General features: G+C 75.1%; 15 protein-coding genes and 1 tRNA gene. 7 read left to right on the forward strand and 9 right to left on the reverse strand.

Features of this window, described 5'->3' with window-relative positions:
* Positions 1-53: 53 nt before the first annotated feature.
* Together AB0Q99_RS15675 and AB0Q99_RS15680 are read right to left on the reverse strand one after the other, a co-directional pair.
* Positions 54-401: a hypothetical protein gene (locus AB0Q99_RS15675; protein ID WP_363571941.1), complete on the reverse strand. Its 348-nt coding sequence runs from the start codon at positions 399-401 to the stop codon at positions 54-56.
* Between the two features lie 92 nt (positions 402-493).
* The gene (locus AB0Q99_RS15680) at positions 494-1,588 is read right to left on the reverse strand and encodes a hypothetical protein (RefSeq protein WP_363571943.1); all 1,095 of its coding nucleotides are present in this window, start codon (positions 1,586-1,588) and stop codon (positions 494-496) included.
* 76 nt (positions 1,589-1,664) lie between these two features.
* On the opposite strand from AB0Q99_RS15680, the gene AB0Q99_RS15685 reads away from it, so the two are divergent.
* Positions 1,665-2,831 carry a low temperature requirement protein A gene (locus AB0Q99_RS15685; RefSeq protein WP_363571944.1) on the forward strand — a complete coding sequence of 389 codons (1,167 nt, stop codon included), beginning with the start codon at positions 1,665-1,667 and terminating at the stop codon, positions 2,829-2,831.
* Positions 2,824-3,273, forward strand: a complete 450-nt coding sequence (locus tag AB0Q99_RS15690; protein ID WP_363571946.1) for an RICIN domain-containing protein — start codon at positions 2,824-2,826, stop codon at positions 3,271-3,273. Before AB0Q99_RS15685 ends, AB0Q99_RS15690 begins: the two co-directional genes overlap by 8 nt.
* A gap of 67 nt (positions 3,274-3,340) precedes the next feature.
* Here AB0Q99_RS15690 and AB0Q99_RS15695 read toward each other — a convergent pair whose 3' ends face one another.
* From AB0Q99_RS15695 to AB0Q99_RS15705, 3 genes are all read right to left on the reverse strand, one after another.
* Entirely contained in the window at positions 3,341-4,036 is a 696-nt protein-coding gene (locus AB0Q99_RS15695; protein ID WP_363571948.1) for a tyrosine-protein phosphatase, read from the reverse strand.
* A 190-nt stretch (positions 4,037-4,226) separates the two neighbouring features.
* The gene (locus AB0Q99_RS15700; RefSeq protein WP_363571950.1) at positions 4,227-4,988 is read right to left on the reverse strand and encodes an SDR family oxidoreductase; all 762 of its coding nucleotides are present in this window, start codon (positions 4,986-4,988) and stop codon (positions 4,227-4,229) included.
* Between the two features lie 10 nt (positions 4,989-4,998).
* Complete coding sequence (locus tag AB0Q99_RS15705; RefSeq protein ID WP_363571952.1) at positions 4,999-6,312, reverse strand: crosslink repair DNA glycosylase YcaQ family protein; 1,314 nt, start codon at positions 6,310-6,312, stop codon at positions 4,999-5,001.
* Between the two features lie 127 nt (positions 6,313-6,439).
* Between AB0Q99_RS15705 and AB0Q99_RS15710 the strand changes: the two genes are divergently transcribed.
* Positions 6,440-7,195: a nucleotidyltransferase domain-containing protein gene (locus AB0Q99_RS15710; RefSeq protein ID WP_363571954.1), complete on the forward strand. Its 756-nt coding sequence runs from the start codon at positions 6,440-6,442 to the stop codon at positions 7,193-7,195.
* Positions 7,196-7,243: 48 nt separating this feature from the next.
* Positions 7,244-7,316, forward strand: a tRNA-Lys gene (locus AB0Q99_RS15715).
* 159 nt (positions 7,317-7,475) lie between these two features.
* Here the strand turns inward: AB0Q99_RS15715 and AB0Q99_RS15720 are convergent.
* On the reverse strand, positions 7,476-7,610 hold the full coding sequence (locus AB0Q99_RS15720; RefSeq protein ID WP_363571956.1) for a hypothetical protein: 135 nt from the start codon (positions 7,608-7,610) through the stop codon (positions 7,476-7,478).
* A 289-nt stretch (positions 7,611-7,899) separates the two neighbouring features.
* Positions 7,900-8,400 carry a hypothetical protein gene (locus tag AB0Q99_RS15725; protein WP_363571958.1) on the reverse strand — a complete coding sequence of 167 codons (501 nt, stop codon included), beginning with the start codon at positions 8,398-8,400 and terminating at the stop codon, positions 7,900-7,902.
* A gap of 265 nt (positions 8,401-8,665) precedes the next feature.
* Here AB0Q99_RS15725 and AB0Q99_RS15730 point away from each other — a divergent pair, with 265 nt between their 5' ends.
* The 3 genes from AB0Q99_RS15730 to AB0Q99_RS15740 all read left to right on the forward strand — a co-directional run bounded on the left by AB0Q99_RS15730 (position 8,666) and on the right by AB0Q99_RS15740 (position 10,877).
* The gene (locus tag AB0Q99_RS15730; protein ID WP_363571960.1) at positions 8,666-9,517 is read left to right on the forward strand and encodes a helix-turn-helix transcriptional regulator; all 852 of its coding nucleotides are present in this window, start codon (positions 8,666-8,668) and stop codon (positions 9,515-9,517) included.
* Positions 9,518-9,530: 13 nt separating this feature from the next.
* The gene (cyaB, locus tag AB0Q99_RS15735) at positions 9,531-10,094 is read left to right on the forward strand and encodes a class IV adenylate cyclase (protein ID WP_363571962.1); all 564 of its coding nucleotides are present in this window, start codon (positions 9,531-9,533) and stop codon (positions 10,092-10,094) included.
* Positions 10,095-10,331: 237 nt separating this feature from the next.
* Entirely contained in the window at positions 10,332-10,877 is a 546-nt protein-coding gene (locus AB0Q99_RS15740; protein WP_363571964.1) for an NUDIX hydrolase, read from the forward strand.
* A gap of 57 nt (positions 10,878-10,934) precedes the next feature.
* On the opposite strand, the gene AB0Q99_RS15745 is transcribed toward AB0Q99_RS15740, so the two are convergent.
* Both AB0Q99_RS15745 and eccCa read right to left on the reverse strand, forming a co-directional pair.
* Complete coding sequence (locus tag AB0Q99_RS15745) at positions 10,935-14,018, reverse strand: hypothetical protein (RefSeq protein WP_363571966.1); 3,084 nt, start codon at positions 14,016-14,018, stop codon at positions 10,935-10,937.
* Positions 14,019-14,178: 160 nt separating this feature from the next.
* A complete protein-coding gene (gene eccCa, locus AB0Q99_RS15750; protein ID WP_363572100.1) occupies positions 14,179-18,201 on the reverse strand; it encodes a type VII secretion protein EccCa in 4,023 nt (1,340 codons plus the stop codon).
* Positions 18,202-18,278 lie beyond the last annotated feature (77 nt).

Here is an 18,278-nt window from a genome sequence, read left to right on the forward strand (position 1 = left end):
GGCTCGGTGCTCGCGGTGCTTCCGAAGCTCCGGGGGGTGGCGGCGGTGAGCGGTCAGCGGCGTTTGCGGTTCCTGCGGGCGGACAGCGCCGTCGTGGCCGTGGAGGCCGCCGCGACCACGGCGGTGACGGCGAACACGGACGGCCAGGCGCCGATCCTCTTCGCCAGCGGGTGCGAGCCGCCGAAGGCCGCCAGGTACAGGCCGGTCAGCGCCGCCGCCGCGCCCGCGCCGGAACTGCGGCGCCACTGCGCGGCCGCCCCGGCACCGGCCGCCGCCAGCACCGCGCCGCCCAGCTCGCGCCGGCCGGTCCAGCGGGCCACGCCGTAACCGCCGACCAGACCGCTCGCCGCGGTCACTGCGGCGGGTGCGCCGGCCGCGAGCGCGTTCGGGACCTTCGCCATCGTCGACTCCACTCCTCGGGGCTGCATCGGCTTCCGACCCTAACCCGGCCGGGCCGACGAGCCCGCGCAGGCGCCGGAGGAGGACCCGGTCGCTAGTGGACGGCCGTCCCGGCGGACCGCCCCGGGACGGTGCGGGCGAGCAGCCGGGCCGCCTCCGCCGGTTCGAGCACCCGCTCCAGCCGGAGGTCGCCCGGGACCTCCTGGACGAACCGCCCGGCCGACCAACTGCGCTCGTACGACAGCGGCTCCAGCACCAGGGTGCGCAGGCCGTCCAGCACCGGGACGTCGCTCGGCGTGCCCTCGTTCCGGATCCGGGAGCCGTCCGGGGCGACCAGGTCGAAGGCGCCGGTCGCGATCGGCCGTCGGGTGTCCAGGACGGCCGTCCGGGCCAGCGCCACCACCTCCGGGTCCTGCGGGGCGCCGGGCAGGTGGCCGCCGCCGATCAGCACGTCGGCGAGCAGGGTGTGCAGCTGGAAGGTGTCGCTCAGGCCGGTCATCCGCAGCAGGTAGCCGGTGCCGGTGGGGCGGTCCAGCACCAGCAGCGGCTCGTCGTCCAGCACCAGCGCCAGGTGGGTGAGGCCCTTGAAGTCGTGCCGCTCGCCCCCGTACCGGCCGAACAGCTCCACCAGCGCCCCGGTCACGCCCGAGGCGCGGGCCTCGGCCCGGACCGGGGCGTGCGCGTACACCGCCCAGGACGCCTGCTGCCACAGCCGCAGCGTCCACCAGCCGACCACGGCCAGGTGCGCGTGCCACTCGTCCAGCCGCGCCGGGTCGGCGATCCGCTCGTGCGCCGCGGCCGGGTCGTCCTCCGCAGGGTCCGGCAGCGGGCCGCCGCCGGTCTCGGCCCAGCGCCGCACCAGCAGCTCGGTGCCGGTCAGCGCCCCGCGCAGGCCGGCCAGCACCGGACCGGCGCAGGCGACCGGGTCGGCCCCGTGCTCGACGCAGGCGCCCACCACCATGGCCAGGTGGGCGCGCGGGAACGGCGGGGCGTCCGGCAGCAGCGCGGCCAGCCGGGGGCCGGCGGCCACCCGCTCGGCCGGGTCGGCCGGGCCGAACAGCCCGCCGAGCCGGCCGAGGACGGGGCCGAAGCGTTCGTCGTCCCCGGCGGCGACCGCCGCCTCCAGTTCGGTCACGGCTTCCAGGAGGGCGGGCTGCTGACGGTGCGACGGCGTCTGCTCGGTGGACATCCGCCGCAGCATAGGCGGCCGAGTCGGTCCGGTCGAAACGCCCCCGGGGCAGGGCCGGGTGACGGATACTCGCGCGGTGACCGCGTCTCCTGTTCCCCCCGGTGCTCCCGGGGTCGTCGAGGCCGCCAGGACCGTCGAGCCGGCCCTGAAAGTGGCGTCGCTCGAACTGTTCCTCGACCTCGTCTTCGTCTTCACCATCACCCAGCTCACCGGCAGTCTGGTCCACCACCTCACCCCCGGCGGGTTCGCCCAGGTGCTGGTGATGCTGGCCGTGATCTGGTGGATGTACGACGCCTTCATCTGGCTGACCAACGCCATGCCGCCGCGCACCCACGGCCGGCGCGGGCTGCTGATGCTGGCGATGGGTGCCTTCGTGGTGATCTCGCTGTCCGTCCCGCACGCCTTCGAGGGCAGCGGCGCCGCCTTCGGCTGGGCGTACCTGGTGGTGGTCGTGCTGCACACCGGGATGTTCGTCGCCGCCGGGGTCACGCCCGCCGCGGTGCTGCGGATGGGCGCGAGCAACCTGGTCGTCGGCACCCTGGTGGTGGCCGGCGGCTACCTCACCGGGACGGTCCAACTCGGCTTCTGGACAGCCGCCTTCGCCATGCAGTTCGTGACCCCGTGGGTCGCCGGGCTGCCCGAGTTCCGGCTGCGCGCCGACCACTTCGTGGAGCGGCACGGGCTGATCGTGATCATCGCCTTCGGCGAGTCGGTGATCGCGATCGGCGTCGGCGCCGGGACCGCCGAGCTCGGGCCCGCGCTGATCGCCGTGGCGCTGCTCGGCCTGACCGTCTGCGTCGGTCTCTGGTGGGCGTACTTCGGGCACGACGACGACGCCCGCGCCGAACACCGGATGGCCGCGCTGCCCTCCGACCAGCGCAACCGGGCGGCCGTCTCCGTCTACTACCTCGGCCACTTCGGGCTGCTGCTCGGCGTGCTGCTGTTCGCCGCCGGGGTCAAGTCCGCGGTCGGCCACCCGGGCGCCGCGATCAGCCTGCCGCAGGCCGTCGCGCTGGCCGGGGGGATCACCCTCTACCTGGTGGTCAACACCGCCCTGCGCGGCTTCTTCGGCCTGCGCCCCAACCTGCCCCGGCTGCTCGGCGCGCTGCTGGTCGCGGGCACCGTGCCGCTCGGCACCCGGGTGTCGGCGCTGGTCCAGATCGGTGTGGTGGCGGCGGTGCTGGCCGCGGTCTTCGGCTACGAGGCCTGTCGGTACCCGGTGGCAGACTTCGACCGTGACTGACTCCGCGATCACCGACGGCAGCTACCTCGTCCGCAACGTCGGCAGCGGCCTGCTGCTCCGGGTCGCCGACGCCTCCCGGCGCAGCGGCGCCCGGATCGTCCTGGGCGCGGACGACGGCACCGACGCCGAGCTCTGGCGCCTCACCGCCGTCCACCCGGGCGGCGCGCTCGTCCACCTGGAGAACGCCGCCAGCGGCAAGCGCCTCGACGTCACCGGCGCCTCCCCGGACAACGGCGTGCCGATCCAGCAGTGGGGCGCCAACGCCTTCGGCGCCCAGGAATGGCTGCTGGAGGCCCACGTGGACGCCCCGGGGACGTACACCGTCACCAGCTTCGTCAGCGGCAAGCCGCTGACGGCGCCGGACGGGCCGGACGGCGTCGTCCACCAGTGGGAGGACGTCGACGCGCCGGCCCAGTGGTGGCGCTTCGAGCGGCGGGGGTGACGGGGGCCGGGCGCCTGCCGCTCGGCCCGGGCGGGGGCCGTCGGGCCGGTCGTGGGCCGGGCGCCGGTCAGGCTGCGAGGTTGGTGCGGACGGCGTCCAGTTCCTCCTCGGTGACGCCGTGGTGGCGCAGGTAGGCGGGGACCGAGCCGTGGTGGGTGTGGATCCAGGCGAGGGAGGAGGCGAGGAGTTCGGCGCCGACCGGGCGGGAGACGCGCTCGGTGCCGGTCTCGTCGATGTACGGGGTGGGGCCCTTGTCCAGACCGAGGCCGAGGTTGGAGAGCAGGAAGTCGGCGGTGATGTCGGCCTCGGAGGCGCCCAGCAGGGACTGCAGGACGGCGATGGTGAGGCCGGTGCGGTCCTTGCCGACGGCGCAGTGGACGACCACGGCCAGGGACTCCGGCGCGGCGAGGCGGCGCACGACGGCGGCGAGCGAGGAGCCGGCCGTTTCGGCCATGAAGGGGTAGAGCGACGCCTGGTCCTCGGGCCAGGGCCGGTCGACGTCGCCGCGGTCGGCGGGCAGGGTCGGCACGTGGAGGGTCTCGTGGTCGAGGCCGTGCCGCTGGTCCGGCCAGACGTCCAGCTCGAACGCGCTGCGCAGGTCGATCACCGTCCGCAGGCCGAGGGCCTTGAGCCGCCGGGCGCCCTCCTCGGTGAGCGTGTGGAAGGAGCCGGAGCGGTAGAGCACGCCCCGGCGGAGGGCGCCGATGCCGCCCGCGTCACGGAAGTTGCGCACACCGGGGATGTCGATGAAGGCGTCGGTCATGGCCTCCACCGTACGGGCGGGGACCGGCGTGCGGAAGGAAACCGGAGGGGGCCGTTCGGTGGCGGGGCGACGCTGTCCGAAACCGGTCCCCGAAGCGGTGCGGATCGGCCTCCGGGGGCGGTGCGGGGCGGTTTCCTCGGCGGGCGCCGGGGCGGCTTCCGGGCCGGTGCGAGCCGGTGTGGATCGGGGCTCAGCGGCCGCCCGAGACGTCGAGGAACGCCCCCGTGGTGTACGAGGCGGCCGGGGAGAGCAGGAAGAGGATCGCCTCGGCGACCTCCTCCGGCTGCCCGCCGCGCCGCATCGGCAGGCCGGGGGCGACCCGGTCGACCCGCCCGGGCTCGCCGCCGAGCGCGTGGATCCCGGTGTGGATCAGTCCGGGCCGTACCGCGTTGACCCGGATCCCCTCGGCCGCGACCTCCAGCGCGAGGCCGCGGGTCATCGAGTCCACGGCGCCCTTGGCGGCCGCGTAGTCGACGTACTCGTTCGGCGAGCCGATCCGGGAGGCGGCCGAGGAGACGTTGACGATGGCGCCGCCGCGGCCGCCGTACCGGGTGGACATCCGGCGGACGGCCTGGGCCGCGCAGAGGAACGGGCCGGTGATGTTGGCGGCCCAGATCCGGTTCAGCCGGTCCTCGTCGATCTCCTCCAGCCGGCACTGCCCCTCCAGCGTGCCGGCGTTGTTCACCAGGCCGGTGAGCGGCCCGAGTTCGGCGTCCACGGTGGCGAACAGCCGCTCCACCTCGGCGGTCCGGCTGACGTCGGCGCGCACGGCGACGGCAGCACCGCCCTCGGCCCGGATCGCGTCCACGACGGAGGCCGCCGAGGCCTCGTCCGTACGGTAGTTGACGCAGACCCGGTGGCCGTGGCGGGCGGCCAGCAGCGCGGTGGCGGCACCGATGCCGCGGCCGGCGCCGGTGACGAGCAGGACCTCGTCGGTGGTGGTGGTCGACATGGGCCTTACGCTACCCGGCCGTTGGGCCCGCCGGGCCTGTTGTGGCCGTTGTGCCTGTCGGACTTGCTGGGCCCGTTGAGCCGGTCGTGCCCGCCGTGCCCGCTCCGGCCGCCGCGCCTGCCGCGGCCGCCCGCAGCGCCGCGACCTTCGGTGCGCGGCTCCGCGGCGAGTCGAGGCCGAAACCGCGGGCGTCGCCGAGCTCCTCGCGGACGAAGGCCTCGGTGCGGGCCACCGCCTCCCGCAGGGCGTCGTCGAGCGGGGCGAAGGGCAGCAGGACGATCTCGGCCCGCTCGGTGTCGTACTCCCACAGCCCCACGATCCGGCCGCGGTCGAGCACGAGGTGGGTCTGCGGGTCGGCCTCGCTGCCGAAGGCGCGGCCGGCCCGGCCGGCGGGCAGCGGGCGGGCGGCGTCGGCGGGGTCCAGCAGCCGGGGCAGCTCGCGGTGCAGCAGGTGGATGCCGTCGATGCCGGCCAGCAGGGTGTAGTGCGGGGTGCGGGGCGCCGTGAACTCGGCGAACTCCTCGGCGAGTTCGGGTGGGAGCAGGAGCTCGGAGCCGGGCGCGAGCGGCACCGGGCCGGCCTCGGCGACGGCGCGGCGGGCGGTGGCGGCGGTGAAGCCGGAGAACCAGCGGAAGTGTTTGAGGGTGGCCGGCCCGGCCCAGGAGAAGTAGCGGCTGGCGAGATCGACGGCGTCCCCCGCGACCGGCTGGTCCCAGCCGACGTAGCCGTAACGCTGTTGGTCCAGGCGGCCGTTGACGGGCACCCGGCGGATCCGGCCGCGCGACTGCAGCAGCCCGAGGGCGAGCGGCAGGGTGCTGGTGAGGCCGCGCTTGCGGCCCGCCTCGCCGAGCGGGCGGACGGCATCGCCGACCGACTCCCGGATCGTGGTCGGGTCCAGCGGTTCGTCCCGCGACAGCACGCGCTCGATGGCCAGGCAGAGCTTCTCCACCTCGTCCCGGCCGACCCCCAGGTGCTTCTCCGCCGCGGCCAGTTCGCCCGCGGACGAGGCCGCGCCGACGGCCAGGCCGAGCGCGAAGTCGGCGGCCGGCAGCACGTAGGTGCAGCCCCGCGCGGACGGCAGCTCGTGCACCTCCAGCCCGGCCACCGCCGCGTCCACCGCCGTCCGTCCGAGCCCGGCCCGGGCGAACAGGCCCAGGTACGGCGCCGCGCCGCCCACCGAACGGGCCCAGCCGGTGGCCGCCAGCACCTCGGCGGCGGACCGGCCGGTGTGCGGGCGGTCCAGCCACTGCCGGTGCGCCCACCAGGCCCGCAGCTTCTCGACACCGACGGCTGCCACCGCTTCCACGTGGGGATCGTGCTCCATGGGGCCCAGTATCGGCGGCCGGGCGGACCCCGGAGCGGAATTGGCTCGCCCGGCGCGGCCGGTTCCGGAGAGGATGCCGGTACCCGTTCCGCAGCCCGTCCGGACGCCTTCCGGGAGGAGACCACCCGTGCCCGCAGCCACGCCCGGCGCCGTCCTGCTCTCCGGCATCGTCGGATCCACCGCGTACGGCTTCGCCCACGCCGGCTCCGACCTCGACCGGCTGGGCCTGTTCGCCACCCCCACCGAGGAGTTGCACGGCCTGCACCGCCCGGCCGAGTCGCACGTCAGCACCGCGCCCGACCTCACCCTGCACGAGGCCGCCAAATGGTGCCGGCTCGCGCTGACCTGCAACCCGACCGCCTCCGAACTCGTCTGGCTGCCCGACGACCTGTACGAGACCCGCACCCCGCTCGGCGAGGAACTGATCGGCATCCGCACAGCCTTCCTCAGCGCACCGGGCGTGCGGAAGGCCTATCTCGGCTACGCCGACCAGCAGTTCCGCAAACTGCTGACCCGCGACACCACCGACCAGGCCACCCGCCGCCGGGCCGCCAAGCACGCCCGGCACCTGGTCCGGCTGGTCGAGCAGGCCGTGCGCCTGCACGAGACCGGCCGCAACCTGATCCGGCTGCCCGACCCCGAACGGATCCGCGACCTCGGCGAACGCATCGCCGACCGCCCGTCCGTCGCCGAGTCCCTGCTCGCCGACGCCGCCGACCGCCTGACCGGCCCCGGAGTCCTGCCCGCCGCCCCCGACCCGCGCCCCGCCGAGGCCTGGCTCCGCCGCGTCCGCGCCGCCCACTACACCCCGCCTCAAGGACCGCTGCACAGCCCCGGCGCGCCCGCGCAATCCACTGGCGGAGCCCTGGGCCCCACCGGGTAGGATCGCCGTGGCTCTCCCCGCCAGGCACCACAGGGGACCAAGAGCCTCGGGGCACTAGCTCAATTGGCAGAGCTGCGGACTTTTAATCCGTAGGTTCAGGGTTCGAGCCCCTGGTGCCCCACCGCGAACAGCAAGGCCCCCACCAGGCAGGACGCCGCTGGTGGGGGCTTTGCTGTTGGCGTGCGTGCCGGAGTCGGCCGCCTGTGCCGGCTCGCTGCCGGCCCGAAGGCGCGGACGCAACTGCCGACCGCACCGCCGTGCGGCCGGTCGGGGAGCCGCGCTACTCGCTCTGCGGGTTCGGCGGCGGCTGTGGGCCGCCGATGCCTCCCGACCCGCCGGACGTCGGGGTCCGAGCGTCGTCGCTCATGGTCTCCTCCATCTCCTCGACCGCCGGGGCCTCGTCCGGCAGGGGCATCACGGGGTGCATCGGTACCCGGGTCGGGCCTCGGGAACCGCGGCCGCGCTGGCCGCGCCATTGGCCCTGCTCATGTGGGTGGACCGTGCCGCTCATAGGGTCGTCTCCTCTGCTTCGGGACCCACCATCGTTGCGCGGAGGCCGGCCGGGCGGGGCGCATTCGGCCGGCAGTGCTGCACGAGCGCGATACCGGCGGTCAGATCATCGACCCACGGACCCCACCCCCAACCGCCGCACTCAACGCACTTCCCGCGCTCGACCGGGGCGACCGGAATGCCCCCGACCGCGGTCACCGGGTGGCCGGGACGTACGGCATGACGCGGTACCCGGCGAGATTGACCCGACCGCGGATCCACGCGTCGGCGGACTCCCGGATCGCGAACTCCAACGGGCGCACCCCGCTGGTACCGGCGGACACCAGGCCGCCGGTCTCGGCGTCGCGGATCACCCACGGACGCCTACCCCGGTCGTCGGCCGGCAGCTCCTCGACGGAGTAACGGGATGCGACGCGCTGGGCGGCCGTCAGGCCGTCGGCGTAAGACACCCGCACGATGGCGCGACTGCCGTCGGCCAGGCCGACCGTGATCGTGGTGGCACTGTCGTCGCCCATCCACCGTTCGAGGTCGGCGGTCGAGCCGCTGCCCAGCATCAGCGCCATGCCGCGCCGCTGGCAATCGTCCATCGGCAGCGCGCGCACGGTCTGCCAGAGGGTGTCGAGCGCGGTCCGGGGCGTTTGGGTGACGGGCTCCAGGTAGCCGTCCACCGATACCGTCAGGTCAGTGCGCAGCATGCGTCGTCTCCTCGATGCACTGCGGGTGGGCGACGACGGGCCAGCCGAGCGGGGCTTGGCCCTCGCCGGTCGGCGTGTATACGTGGCCCGCGGGGATCAACTCGCTGCCTTCGCGATCACAACGGATACAGGCCGTGGCCTGCAGCTGGTTGCGGGTGTACCGGGCAAGTGTCACAAGACCAGAGTCGTCTGATTGACCATCACAGCCGATCCCCGGTCGGTAATCTCACTGTGAGATACATCGCCAAGTGCGAAGGAGCTGACCGTGGGTACCGCCCTGCAGCCGATCAGACTTCCGGATCTCGCATGGCAGAACGCCGAGGTGCGCGACGCACTCCGCCGCCGGGACGTGGCTACGTTGTTCCGCTACGTCCAGCACCACAGCGGCGCCAGCCAGGCCCGCATCGGGGCCCAGACTGGTATGACCCAGAGTCGCGTCAACGAGATCATCAACGGCAGGAGAGGCGTCACCCAGCTGGACGTCTTCGAGCGCATCGCCGACGGCCTCCAGATGCCTGACCCCGCCCGCCGCCTGCTCGGCCTCGCCCCACGCGCCGAGGGCCAGCGCACCGTCGGAGCGGCTTTCGATCTGGCCGCGTTCCCGGAGATCGTCCGGGTCTACAACGACCAGGCTTCGGCGACGGCTGAGATCCAACGCGCGGCCCGGTCCGCGGGGGAGCTGGACGTGCTGGCCGTACGCGGGCTCGGCCTGCTCGCCCTTCGGGACTCGTTGCTGCGGCAACATCTCGACCGCGACGGAGACCCCGGGCCGCGGCTGCGGGTGCTCCTCCTCGACCCGGAGTCGCCGGCGGCTGTTCGGCGGGCGGAGGAGATCGGCGAGTCCCCGGAGTCGCTCTTCAACGGAATCCTCCTCGCGGAGGCGCGGCTGCGGGAGCTCGCGGACGTCTGGCCCGTCGAGGTGTATCGGTACACGTCGGTGCCGGTATGGCGGCTCATCAGGCTGGATCGCACCCTGTACGTGGGGGCGTTCGACTCGGATTGGGAAGGCCACAAGTCGGCGACGTATAAGGTGCTGCCCACTCCCAGCGGGCCTCTGTACCGGGGCTGGCTCAGGCAGTTCGAGGTGTTGCTGGACAGCGCGGAACGCGTGATCTGACGGAGGGAACAGGATGGCGATCGAAGCCGAGCTGAAAGCGGTGGTGCGCGACCCCGAGAGCGTCCTCGCGCAGTTGAAGGGCCGGTACGGCACCGGCCGTGCCGAGGTATACCAGGACACCTACTACGACGCGCCGGACGGCAGCCTGATGGGCGCCGACCGGGAGCTGCGGATCAGGACCGTTCACGGCCCGGACGACACCCGTACCGTGCTCACCTACAAGGGCGCCCGGGTCGATGAGGCGTCCGGGTCGAAGCCGGAGGCAGAGACCCGCGTGGAGGATGCGGATGCCGCGCACGCGATCGTCCGGGGCCTCGGCCTTGTCCCGCGCATCCGGTTCGAGAAGCGGTGCCGCAACTACACGTTCGAGCGTGACGGGCGGTCGTTGCTCGCCACGCTCGTCCGGGTCCCCGAGCTCGGCGCGACGTTCATTGAGGTCGAGACATCGGCTCCTGGCCAGGACGATCTCGGACTGGCGCTCACCGTTGTCCGGGCCGTTCTGGCCGACCTCGGGATCGCCGAGGACGACCTGACGACTGAGCTCTACACCGACGCCGTCGCGGCCGCACGGCCCTGACGCGACGAACCGCCCCCGCCCGGGCGCTCGCGATAACGGGCGACCTGCACGAGGCGTGCGACATCGCGCGCGGGGCCCTCGAACTGGCGGCGCCACCGTGGTGCAGCCGCTGGTCCTACGGGCTCAGGTGCTGCAGAAGTCTCTCGCGCCATGGGCCCGGGAGAAGCCCGTGCTGGAGCTCGGCACGCGCGTGAGAGAGTCGGCGGCGCAGCTGGTTCACGCGTGAGGAGGCCGGCCATGGAGTGGGAGACGTTCGGGCGCAGGCAGGTGTACGGCAGCCCGTGGGTGGAGGTGTGGCTCGACGACGTCGAGGTGCCCGGCCTCGGCCGGATCGATCACCACGTCGTCCGCTACCCCCGGGCCTCGACCACATCCGTCGTGACCAACGAGCGCGGCGAGTACCTCCTACTGCATCGGCACCGGTTCATCACCGGCCGCTGGGGCTGGGAGGTGCCGGCCGGGTGGGCCGAGCCCGGCGAAGACCCGGCTGTCGCGATCGCCCGCGAGGTCGAGGAAGAGACCGGTTGGAGGGCCGGCTACATCGAGCTGCTGACCGAGTACGACGCCATGGCCGGCATCTCGGACGCGCACTTCCGCTGTTTCCACATCACCGGTTGCACGCAGGTCGGCGCCCCGGAGGACGTGGCCGAGTCGACGCGTATCGAGTGGCTGTCCGAGGCCGAGGTGGTCAAGCTGCTGACGGGCGGCGAGATCAACGACGGTCCCTCGCACGCGGCGCTCTCCTACTACCTCGGCCCGCACCGCCTCTCCCGGAAGCCCTGACTCCTGATCCGACGAAACGCCCCCGCTCGGCTGAAGCCGAGCGCGGGCGTCGGGGGGTCAGGGGTGGGTGGGGAGGAGTTCGACGCCGGGGGTGAGGTGGAAGGGGGTGGGGTCCTCGATGGGGTGGCGTTCGGTGGCGGGTAGTTGGTCGCGGCGGTCCAGCCAGGTGGTGAGGCGGGTGAGGGCGCTGCGGTCGCGGGCGGCCGGGTCGGCGTCGGTGGGGCCGGACTCGCGGAGCAGGACGCGGGCCGGACGTCCGGTGGGGTCGGCCGGGGTGGTGGCGAGGACGGTGAAGGTGGTGCCCGGGGTGAAGGTCACCCGGGGCTCCTCGGTGGTGCCGGAGCCGAAGACGGCGGTGCGCCGGGCGGTGGCCGACCAGATGAAGAACTCGACCGTGGCGCCCGGGAGTTCGACGGCGGTGGCGGCCAGGCCGGTGACCGGGGCTGGCTCGGTCAGCCGTCGGCCGACGCGGTAGTGGGACAGCAGGTCCGCCGGTTCGGGGCCGGGCGGGGCGCAGAGCAGGACCGCGCCGTGGTGGCTGGGGAGGCGGCGCAGGCCGGAGCCGAGGCAGCGGAGGAAGGGGGCGAGCGCCGGGTCGCCGGAGCGGGCGGCCGCGACCAACTCGGCCCGGGGGACGGGGATTCCGGTGTCGCCGTGGTGGAGGAGGACGGCGGCGAGGTCGGGCTTGATGTCGTCCTTGGCGGTGGAGCGCAGGGCCGGCAGCCGGGTGGCGACCTGGTCGACCCGGGCCGAGCAGCGCTGGTAGTGCTCGCCGAGCAGGGCCCGGACGGCGTCGCGGTCGTCGGGGCCGCTGACGGGGACGGGGACGGGGGCGGGGGAGGACTCCGGGTCCGGGGTGAGCAGGCGGGTTTGGGGGCGGGCGGGGGGCGCCTCGGTGGTGTCGGGGGCGTCGCCGGTCGGGTCCGGGTCGAGGGGCGGGGCGGGGTCGCCGGTCGGGTCCGGGTCGAGGGGCGGGGCGGGGTCTTCGTCGGGGGTTTCGGCGGGGACGGGGAGGAGTTCCTCGGTCGGTTCCTCGTCCGGGGGTAGGTCCGGGGTCAGGGCCGGGGCCGTCTGGGTGGGCGGGGTGGGGGGTGCGGTGGTCGGCTCGGCGGGTTCGGCGGGCGGTTCGGGTCGGTGGCCGCCCTCGGCAGCGGTGCGGGCGGGTGTCGAACCGTACGTGGCCGGGGCGGTCGGCCTGCGGGGCCCCGCGATGGGTTCGTCCGGTCCGCCGCTGGTCGAGGTCCGGACGGGTGGGCCCACGGCGGCGGGTACCGGCCTGGGGATCGGGTCGGGGAGGGGTGCGGGGAGCGGGTCGGTGGCGGGGGTGGTCGGCACCCCGGCTTCGGCTTCGGCGTCCGGCGCGGGTTCGTCCGGGGCGGCGCCCAGGGACCCGGCGGTGACGGCCGGGGCCGCCGGGGCCGTCGGGGCCGCGATGGCCGCGGGCGTGGCGGCGGGCGTGACCTGGGCGGGGGCCGGCACGGCGGTGGGCATGCCCTGCGGCACCACCCCGGGCCGGGCCGCCGGGCCGATCCCGTACGCCACCGGCGCCACGCCCGGTACGGCTCCGGCGGGCTGTTCGGGGCCGAGCCAGTCCAGACCGTGCATCCGGGCGACGAAGCGGGCGATCCGTTCGGTCGCGGGCTCCAGCAGCCCGTGGACGAGGAGCCCGAATCCCTGGGCGCCGGCCGCCGGGAGCCGGTCGAGCAGGGTGCCCAGCTCTTCGAAGACCTCGGCGTCGACCGGGCGGTCCCGCTCGCCGACGATCAGCAGGGGGCGGGCCGACTCGGGCCGGCGGAAGCGCGGGGTGAGCACGTGCGGGGGCTCCGGCCGCAGCCAGAGGCCGGCCGGGACGGCCTCCAGCGCCCAGTACGGGAACGCGTCGAAGACGGCGGGACCGGCGGTGTGCCAGGCCGCCCCGCCGTTGCGCCAGGCGGAGGGGACGGTGCCCTGGCCGGGTGCGGCGGCGAGGCGCAGCAGGTAGGGCTCCCAGCAGGCGTGGCCTCGGGAGTCGAGGACGTAGGAGGTGGGGCCGCCCGGCCCGATCACCGGCAGGCCGATCGCGGCGTTCACCGGGTGGGCCAGCCGGGCGGACAACGCGCCGGTGAGAGTGGAGAGTTCGGCGGGGGTGGCCCAGGGCGCGCTGACCAGCAGCCGGGCCGAGCCGACGGGCAGGGCGGCCACGACGTCCGCGAAGTCCTCGGGCAGCAGGACCGGCAGCGCGGGTGTCCCGACGACCAGGACGACGGTGCCGGGCGGGGCGCCGGCCAGCGCGAGGTCGGGGAGCGGGTCGGCGGGCCGGGCGGCCGGGTGGGTGAGCCAGTAGCCGACCGGCAGCCGGTGCACCTGGACGGCGGGCGCGCCGGACACGCCGGACACGGCGGGTACGGCAGGAACGACAGGGACGGTGGAAACCGCAGGGACCGCAGGGACCGCAGGGACCACGGGCACGATGGCGGTGGTCGGCGCGGCGGCGTGGTGCGGATCGATCGGGGCGGTGGCGCCGATGGTCTCGCGCACCCGGCGCGGCGCGGCCCCGGGGGCACAGTGCCACCAGGAGGCCCCCTCGGGGGCGCCGACGGGGGTGGTGACCTTGAGGTTGCCGTCCTGGGTGATCTCCACCAGGCCGTCCGGCGCGACCACCGGCAGGCCCGCCCGGTCGGCGACGACCTCGGCCGGCCGGCGGCCGTTGGGGGCGAGGGCGGCGAGGCCGGAGGCGGCGAGCACCAGGCTGCCGGCGCCGCGGGAGCGGGCGATCACGCCGAGGTCGGCCATCCGGTCGCGCAGGACGGGGGCCGAGTCGGGAGCGGCGGCGACCACGATGATGCTGTCGGGCACCGGGCGCAGCGCCCCGACGGCGGCGGACAGTTCGTCCTCCCCGGCGGTGGCCGGCGCGATGACGAAGTGCGGTCCGACCGGCCGCAGTTCGGACCGGACGGCGGTCGGGGCGGTGCCCCCGGGCCCGGCGCCCCGGGGCCCGGCGGCTGCGGGTCCGGCGAGCGCGGGCACCGGGGCGTTCGGGTCGGCGCCGTTCGGGCCGGGGGGCAGCGCGGCGGCCGCGCCGCGCCGGCGGCCGAACCGGCGGCGGGGCGCGGCGGGCGACTCGGGATCGCCGGTGGGGCGGCCGCTGCGGGAAGGACTCATCGCCGGGGTAAACGGACCCGGCTCGGCCACGGGTTCAGCCGCCCGGTGGTCGGTGCGGCCGGAGGTCGGCCCGCTTGGCCCGCCCGGCCCGGTCGGTGTGCCCGGCCCGCCCGGCCCGCCCGGCCCGCCCGGTGCGGCAGGCAGGCCCGCCCGGCCCCGGTCACCCCGCCGAGCCGCCGTCCGGCTCCTCCGGCCCCGGCATCAGGCCCGTCTGCACCTGGACCGTCCGGCGCCGGGTGATGTGCAGGGCGCGCCCCGGCGGCAGTTGGCGCGGCTTGACGCTGCCGAACAGGGTGCCCTCGCTCGGCGGACAGGACAGCAGGGTGACCGGCGTGTTGACGTCCTGGAGCCGGCGCAGCAGCTGGTCGGAGTAGGCGCGGCCGATGCCGTTGGCCGAACGGGCGACGATCAGGTGCAGGCCGAGTTCGGTGCCCTGGGCGAGGTGGTCGAGGATCGGGCCGAACGGGCTGGCGCCGGACTGTCCGGGGATGAGGTCGTAGTCGTCGACGACGATGAACAGCTCCGGCCCGGTCCACCAGTCGCGCAGCCGCAGCCGGGCCGGGGTGATCTCCTCGCCGGGGAGCCGGGCCTCCATGGCGCGGGCGGCCCCGTTGACCACCTGCCGGAGCACGTCCACCGCGACGGCGTAGCCGAGCCGGTACTCCTCCGGGACGCTGTCGTACAGCCCGCGTCGGAAGTCGACGAGCATGATCCGGGCCTCGGCCGGGGTGTAGGCGGTGGTGATGGCGTCGACCATCAGGCGCAGCAGGTTGGTCTTGCCGCTCTCGCTGTCGCCGACCACGAGCAGGTGGGGGGACTCCTCGAAGTCGTGCCAGAGCGGCGAGATCGCGGTGTCCTCCAGTCCGATGGCGACCCGCAGCCGGCCCTCGGGCGCGGGCAGCGACGCGGCGTCGAGCTGGAGCGGCAGCATCCGCACCTCGGGGGCGCGCGGGCCGGTCCAGTGCTCGTTGACGGCGTCGACCAGGTCGGCGACGCCGTCGGCCAGGCTGTCGCCGTCGCCCTGGCCGTCGATCCGGGGGAGGGCGGTGAGGAAGTGCAGCCGGTCCTGGGTGAGGCCGCGACCGGGGACGCGGGGGACGGTGTCGGCGGCCCGCATGTTGATCATGGAGTCGATCGGGTCGCCGAGCCGCAGCTCGAACTTGGTGCCGAGCTGGTCGCGCAGCCCGCTGGAGAGTTCGCCCCAGCGGGCGGCGGTGACGACCAGGTGGACGCCGTAGTTGAGGCCGCGTCCGGCGATCAGGGTCAGGGCGGGCAGGTAGTCCATGAACTCCTGGCGCAGGGTGCCCCAGCCGTCGACCACCAGGAAGACGTCGCCGTGGCGCTCGTCGGCGAGTGCCGGGTCCCCGGCGGCCCGGCGGCGGCGGAAGGTGGTGACGGAGTCGATGCCGAGCTGGGCGAAGCTCTGTTCGCGGCGGGCGATGATGCCGTTGATCTCGGCGAGGGTGCGGCCGACCCGCTCCGGCTCGTGGCGCCCGGCGACGCCGCCCAGGTGCGGCAGCCCGCGCAGCGCGGAGAGCGTCCCGCCGCCGAAGTCCAGGCAGTAGAACTGCACCTCGCGCGGGGTGTGGGTGAGCGCCAGGCCGGTGATGAGGGTGCGCACCAGGGTGCTCTTGCCGCTCTGCGGGCCGCCCGCGATGCCGACGTGGCCGCCCGCGGCCGAGAGGTCGGCGGTGAGGAGCTCGCGCAGCTGCTGGAAGGGGCGGTCCACCACGCCCACCGGGACGGTCAGGGTGCCGACCGCCGCGCGGTCGTCGGGGGCCAGGCCGTGCCGGGGGGTGGGCGCGAGCGGCGGCAGCAGCTCGTCCAGGGTGGGCGGGGTCTCCAGCGGCGGCAGCCAGACCCGGTGGGCGGGCGGGCCGACGTCGAGCATCCGGGCGGCCGCCAGCTCCAGCAGGGTGACGGTGTTCTCCTCCTCCTCGGCGCGCCGGGCCTCCTCGGCGGCCACCGCCTCCGGGTCGGGACGGCGCGGCGCGGTGTACTCGGTCTCGTAGCGGACGATCTGCCCGGCCACCGCCGCCTGTCGGGCCGCCCCGCGGCGGCGCCGGTACGGCCCGGAGACGTACGCCGCCTTGAAGCGGGTGAGGGTGGCGATGTCGCTGCGCAGGATGCCGTTGCCGGGCTGGGAGGGCAGTTGGTAGGCGTCCGGGACGCCGAGGACGCCGCGGCTCTCCATCGCGGAGAAGGTGCGCAGGCCGACCCGGTAGGACAGGTGGGACTCCAGGGCGTGCATCCGGCCCTCGTCCAGGCGTTGCGAGGCGAGCAGCAGGTGCACGCCGAGCGAGCGGCCGAGCCGGCCGATCATGATGAACAGCTCCATGAAGTCCCGGTGCGCGGACAGCAGTTCGGAGAACTCGTCGACCACGATGAAGAGCGTCGGCATCGGGTCGAGCTGGGCGCCGGCGGCCCGGGCGGTCTCGTAGTCCAGCAGCGAGCTGTAGTTGCCGGCCGAGCGCAGCAGCTCCTGGCGGCGGTTCAGTTCGCCGTGCAGGGCGTCGCGCATCCGGTCGACCAGGGCGGCCTCGTCGGCCAGGTTGGTGATCACCGCCGAGGTGTGCGGGAGTTCGTCCAGACCGAGGAAGGTCGCGCCGCCCTTGAAGTCGACCAGGACGAAGTTCAGCGTCTCGGAGGAGTGGGTCAGCGCGAGTGCCAGCACCAGGGTGCGCAGCAGTTCGGACTTGCCGGAGCCGGTCGCGCCGATCAGCATGCCGTGCGGGCCCATGCCGCCCTGCGCGGACTCCTTGAGGTCCAGCTCCACCGGGTTGCCGTCCGCGCCGACGCCGATCGGCACCCGCAGCCGCTGCCCGCGCGGGCGGTCCGCCCAGCTGCGGCCGACGTCGTGTTGGTGCAGGTCGTTGATGCCCAGCAGGGCGGTGAGGTCGAAGTCGGTGCTGAGCGGCTCGGCGGTGTCCAGCGAGTCGCCCAGCCGGTACGGGGCCATCACGGTGGCGAGCCGGCGGGCGGCCGGGACGGCCAGGGCGTCCGGGCGGCCGAGCGGGGTGGCCTCGTCGCGGCGGTTGCGGTCGGCGGCGACGAGGTCGAGCCGGTCGCCGCTGATCCGCAGCCGCAGCCGGAACGGTGCGTGCTGCCACTCCACGGCCCCGGAGAGGTCCAGCAGGACGGCGTTGCGGTAGCCGGCCAGCAGGGCCCGGCTGCCGGCGGGCAGCTTCACCCCGTCCAGGACGATCACGGTGTACGGCTCGTCGCGGCCCGGCTGGGCGTCCGGCTCGTACGGCGGTCGGTCGGTGAACTCCGGCCCCAGCAGCTGCTCCAGCTCCAGGACGGACTCGGCGACCAGGCGCACCGGCCCGGCGCCGTCGGTGTCGGTCGGGTGCAGGGCGTGCGGCAGCCACTTCAGCCAGGCCCAGTCGGCGCGCCGCTCGGGGGCGACGGCGGCGGCGATGCGCAGCTCGTCCGGGGCGTGGAAGAAGGCGAGCTGGGCGAGCATCGCGCGGGCCAGGGCGCGGGCCGGCTCGGGGTCGGCGGCCGGGTCGTCCTGGCCGGGGGGCCGGGTCCGCGCCGCGGCGGTGCCGTCCTCGTCCTCGGGGTGCTCGCAGCGCAGCAGCACGTGGGCGTAGCCGCGCACGTGGACCGCGATCGGCTGGTCCGCGATCGAGCCGTAGGCGTGGATGAACCGGCGCAGCGCGTGCGCGCACAGCGGTTCCAGGTCCTCCACCGGCTGGGTGGACAGCGGCGCCAGCTTCACGGCGAGGCGCTGGGTGCCGGTGGCGATCCGCACGTCGCCGAAGTCCGGGTGGGCGGTGCGCCGCTCCCACAGCCGCGAGGTGCGCACCAGCGAGGCGAGCGTGCCCGGGCCCGGGTGGCGCCAGGCCAGGGCCTGCCGCTGGTCGACGATGTGGCGGCGGACCTGGCGGCGCATCTGGGAGAGGTAGCGCAGGTAGTCGCGGCGCTCGCCGCGCAGTTGGCGCTTGCGGTCGCTGGCGCCGCGGATCAGCTGGGTCACCAGCATCCCGACGGCGGACAGGCCCATCATGCCCATCGCCACGTAGGTGAGCGGCCCGCCGGAGGACTGCGGGTTGAGGAAGATCATCACCATCGAGAGCGAGCTCAGCGCCATCGGCGCCATGGCGATCATGTTGGACATGCCGTTCTGCTGCTCCGGCAGCACCGGCGGCTCCTGCAACTGGAGCTCGCCGTCCGGCATCACCGGTCCCGGACGCCGGGGCGGGCGGTCGACCACGACCACGCTCAACGGGCTTCTCCTCTCACGGCGCCGGCGGG

This window comes from Kitasatospora sp. NPDC086791 (assembly GCF_040685975.1).
Classification (GTDB): domain Bacteria; phylum Actinomycetota; class Actinomycetes; order Streptomycetales; family Streptomycetaceae; genus Kitasatospora.

Excerpts from the sequence above, each read along its gene's own strand:
- AB0Q99_RS15675 (WP_363571941.1), bottom strand. The coding sequence starts at position 401 with ATGGCGAAGGTCCCGAACGCGCTCGCGGCCGGCGCACCCGCCGCAGTG.
- AB0Q99_RS15680 (WP_363571943.1), bottom strand. The coding sequence starts at position 1,588 with ATGTCCACCGAGCAGACGCCGTCGCACCGTCAGCAGCCCGCCCTCCTG.
- AB0Q99_RS15695 (WP_363571948.1), bottom strand. The coding sequence starts at position 4,036 with ATGACCGACGCCTTCATCGACATCCCCGGTGTGCGCAACTTCCGTGAC.
- AB0Q99_RS15700 (WP_363571950.1), bottom strand. The coding sequence starts at position 4,988 with ATGTCGACCACCACCACCGACGAGGTCCTGCTCGTCACCGGCGCCGGC.
- AB0Q99_RS15705 (WP_363571952.1), bottom strand. The coding sequence starts at position 6,312 with ATGGAGCACGATCCCCACGTGGAAGCGGTGGCAGCCGTCGGTGTCGAG.
- AB0Q99_RS15720 (WP_363571956.1), bottom strand. The coding sequence starts at position 7,610 with ATGCCCCTGCCGGACGAGGCCCCGGCGGTCGAGGAGATGGAGGAGACC.
- AB0Q99_RS15725 (WP_363571958.1), bottom strand. The coding sequence starts at position 8,400 with ATGCTGCGCACTGACCTGACGGTATCGGTGGACGGCTACCTGGAGCCC.
- cyaB (WP_363571962.1), top strand. The coding sequence starts at position 9,531 with ATGGCGATCGAAGCCGAGCTGAAAGCGGTGGTGCGCGACCCCGAGAGC.
- AB0Q99_RS15740 (WP_363571964.1), top strand. The coding sequence starts at position 10,332 with ATGGAGTGGGAGACGTTCGGGCGCAGGCAGGTGTACGGCAGCCCGTGG.
- AB0Q99_RS15745 (WP_363571966.1), bottom strand. The coding sequence starts at position 14,018 with ATGAGTCCTTCCCGCAGCGGCCGCCCCACCGGCGATCCCGAGTCGCCC.
- eccCa (WP_363572100.1), bottom strand. The coding sequence starts at position 18,201 with ATGCCGGACGGCGAGCTCCAGTTGCAGGAGCCGCCGGTGCTGCCGGAG.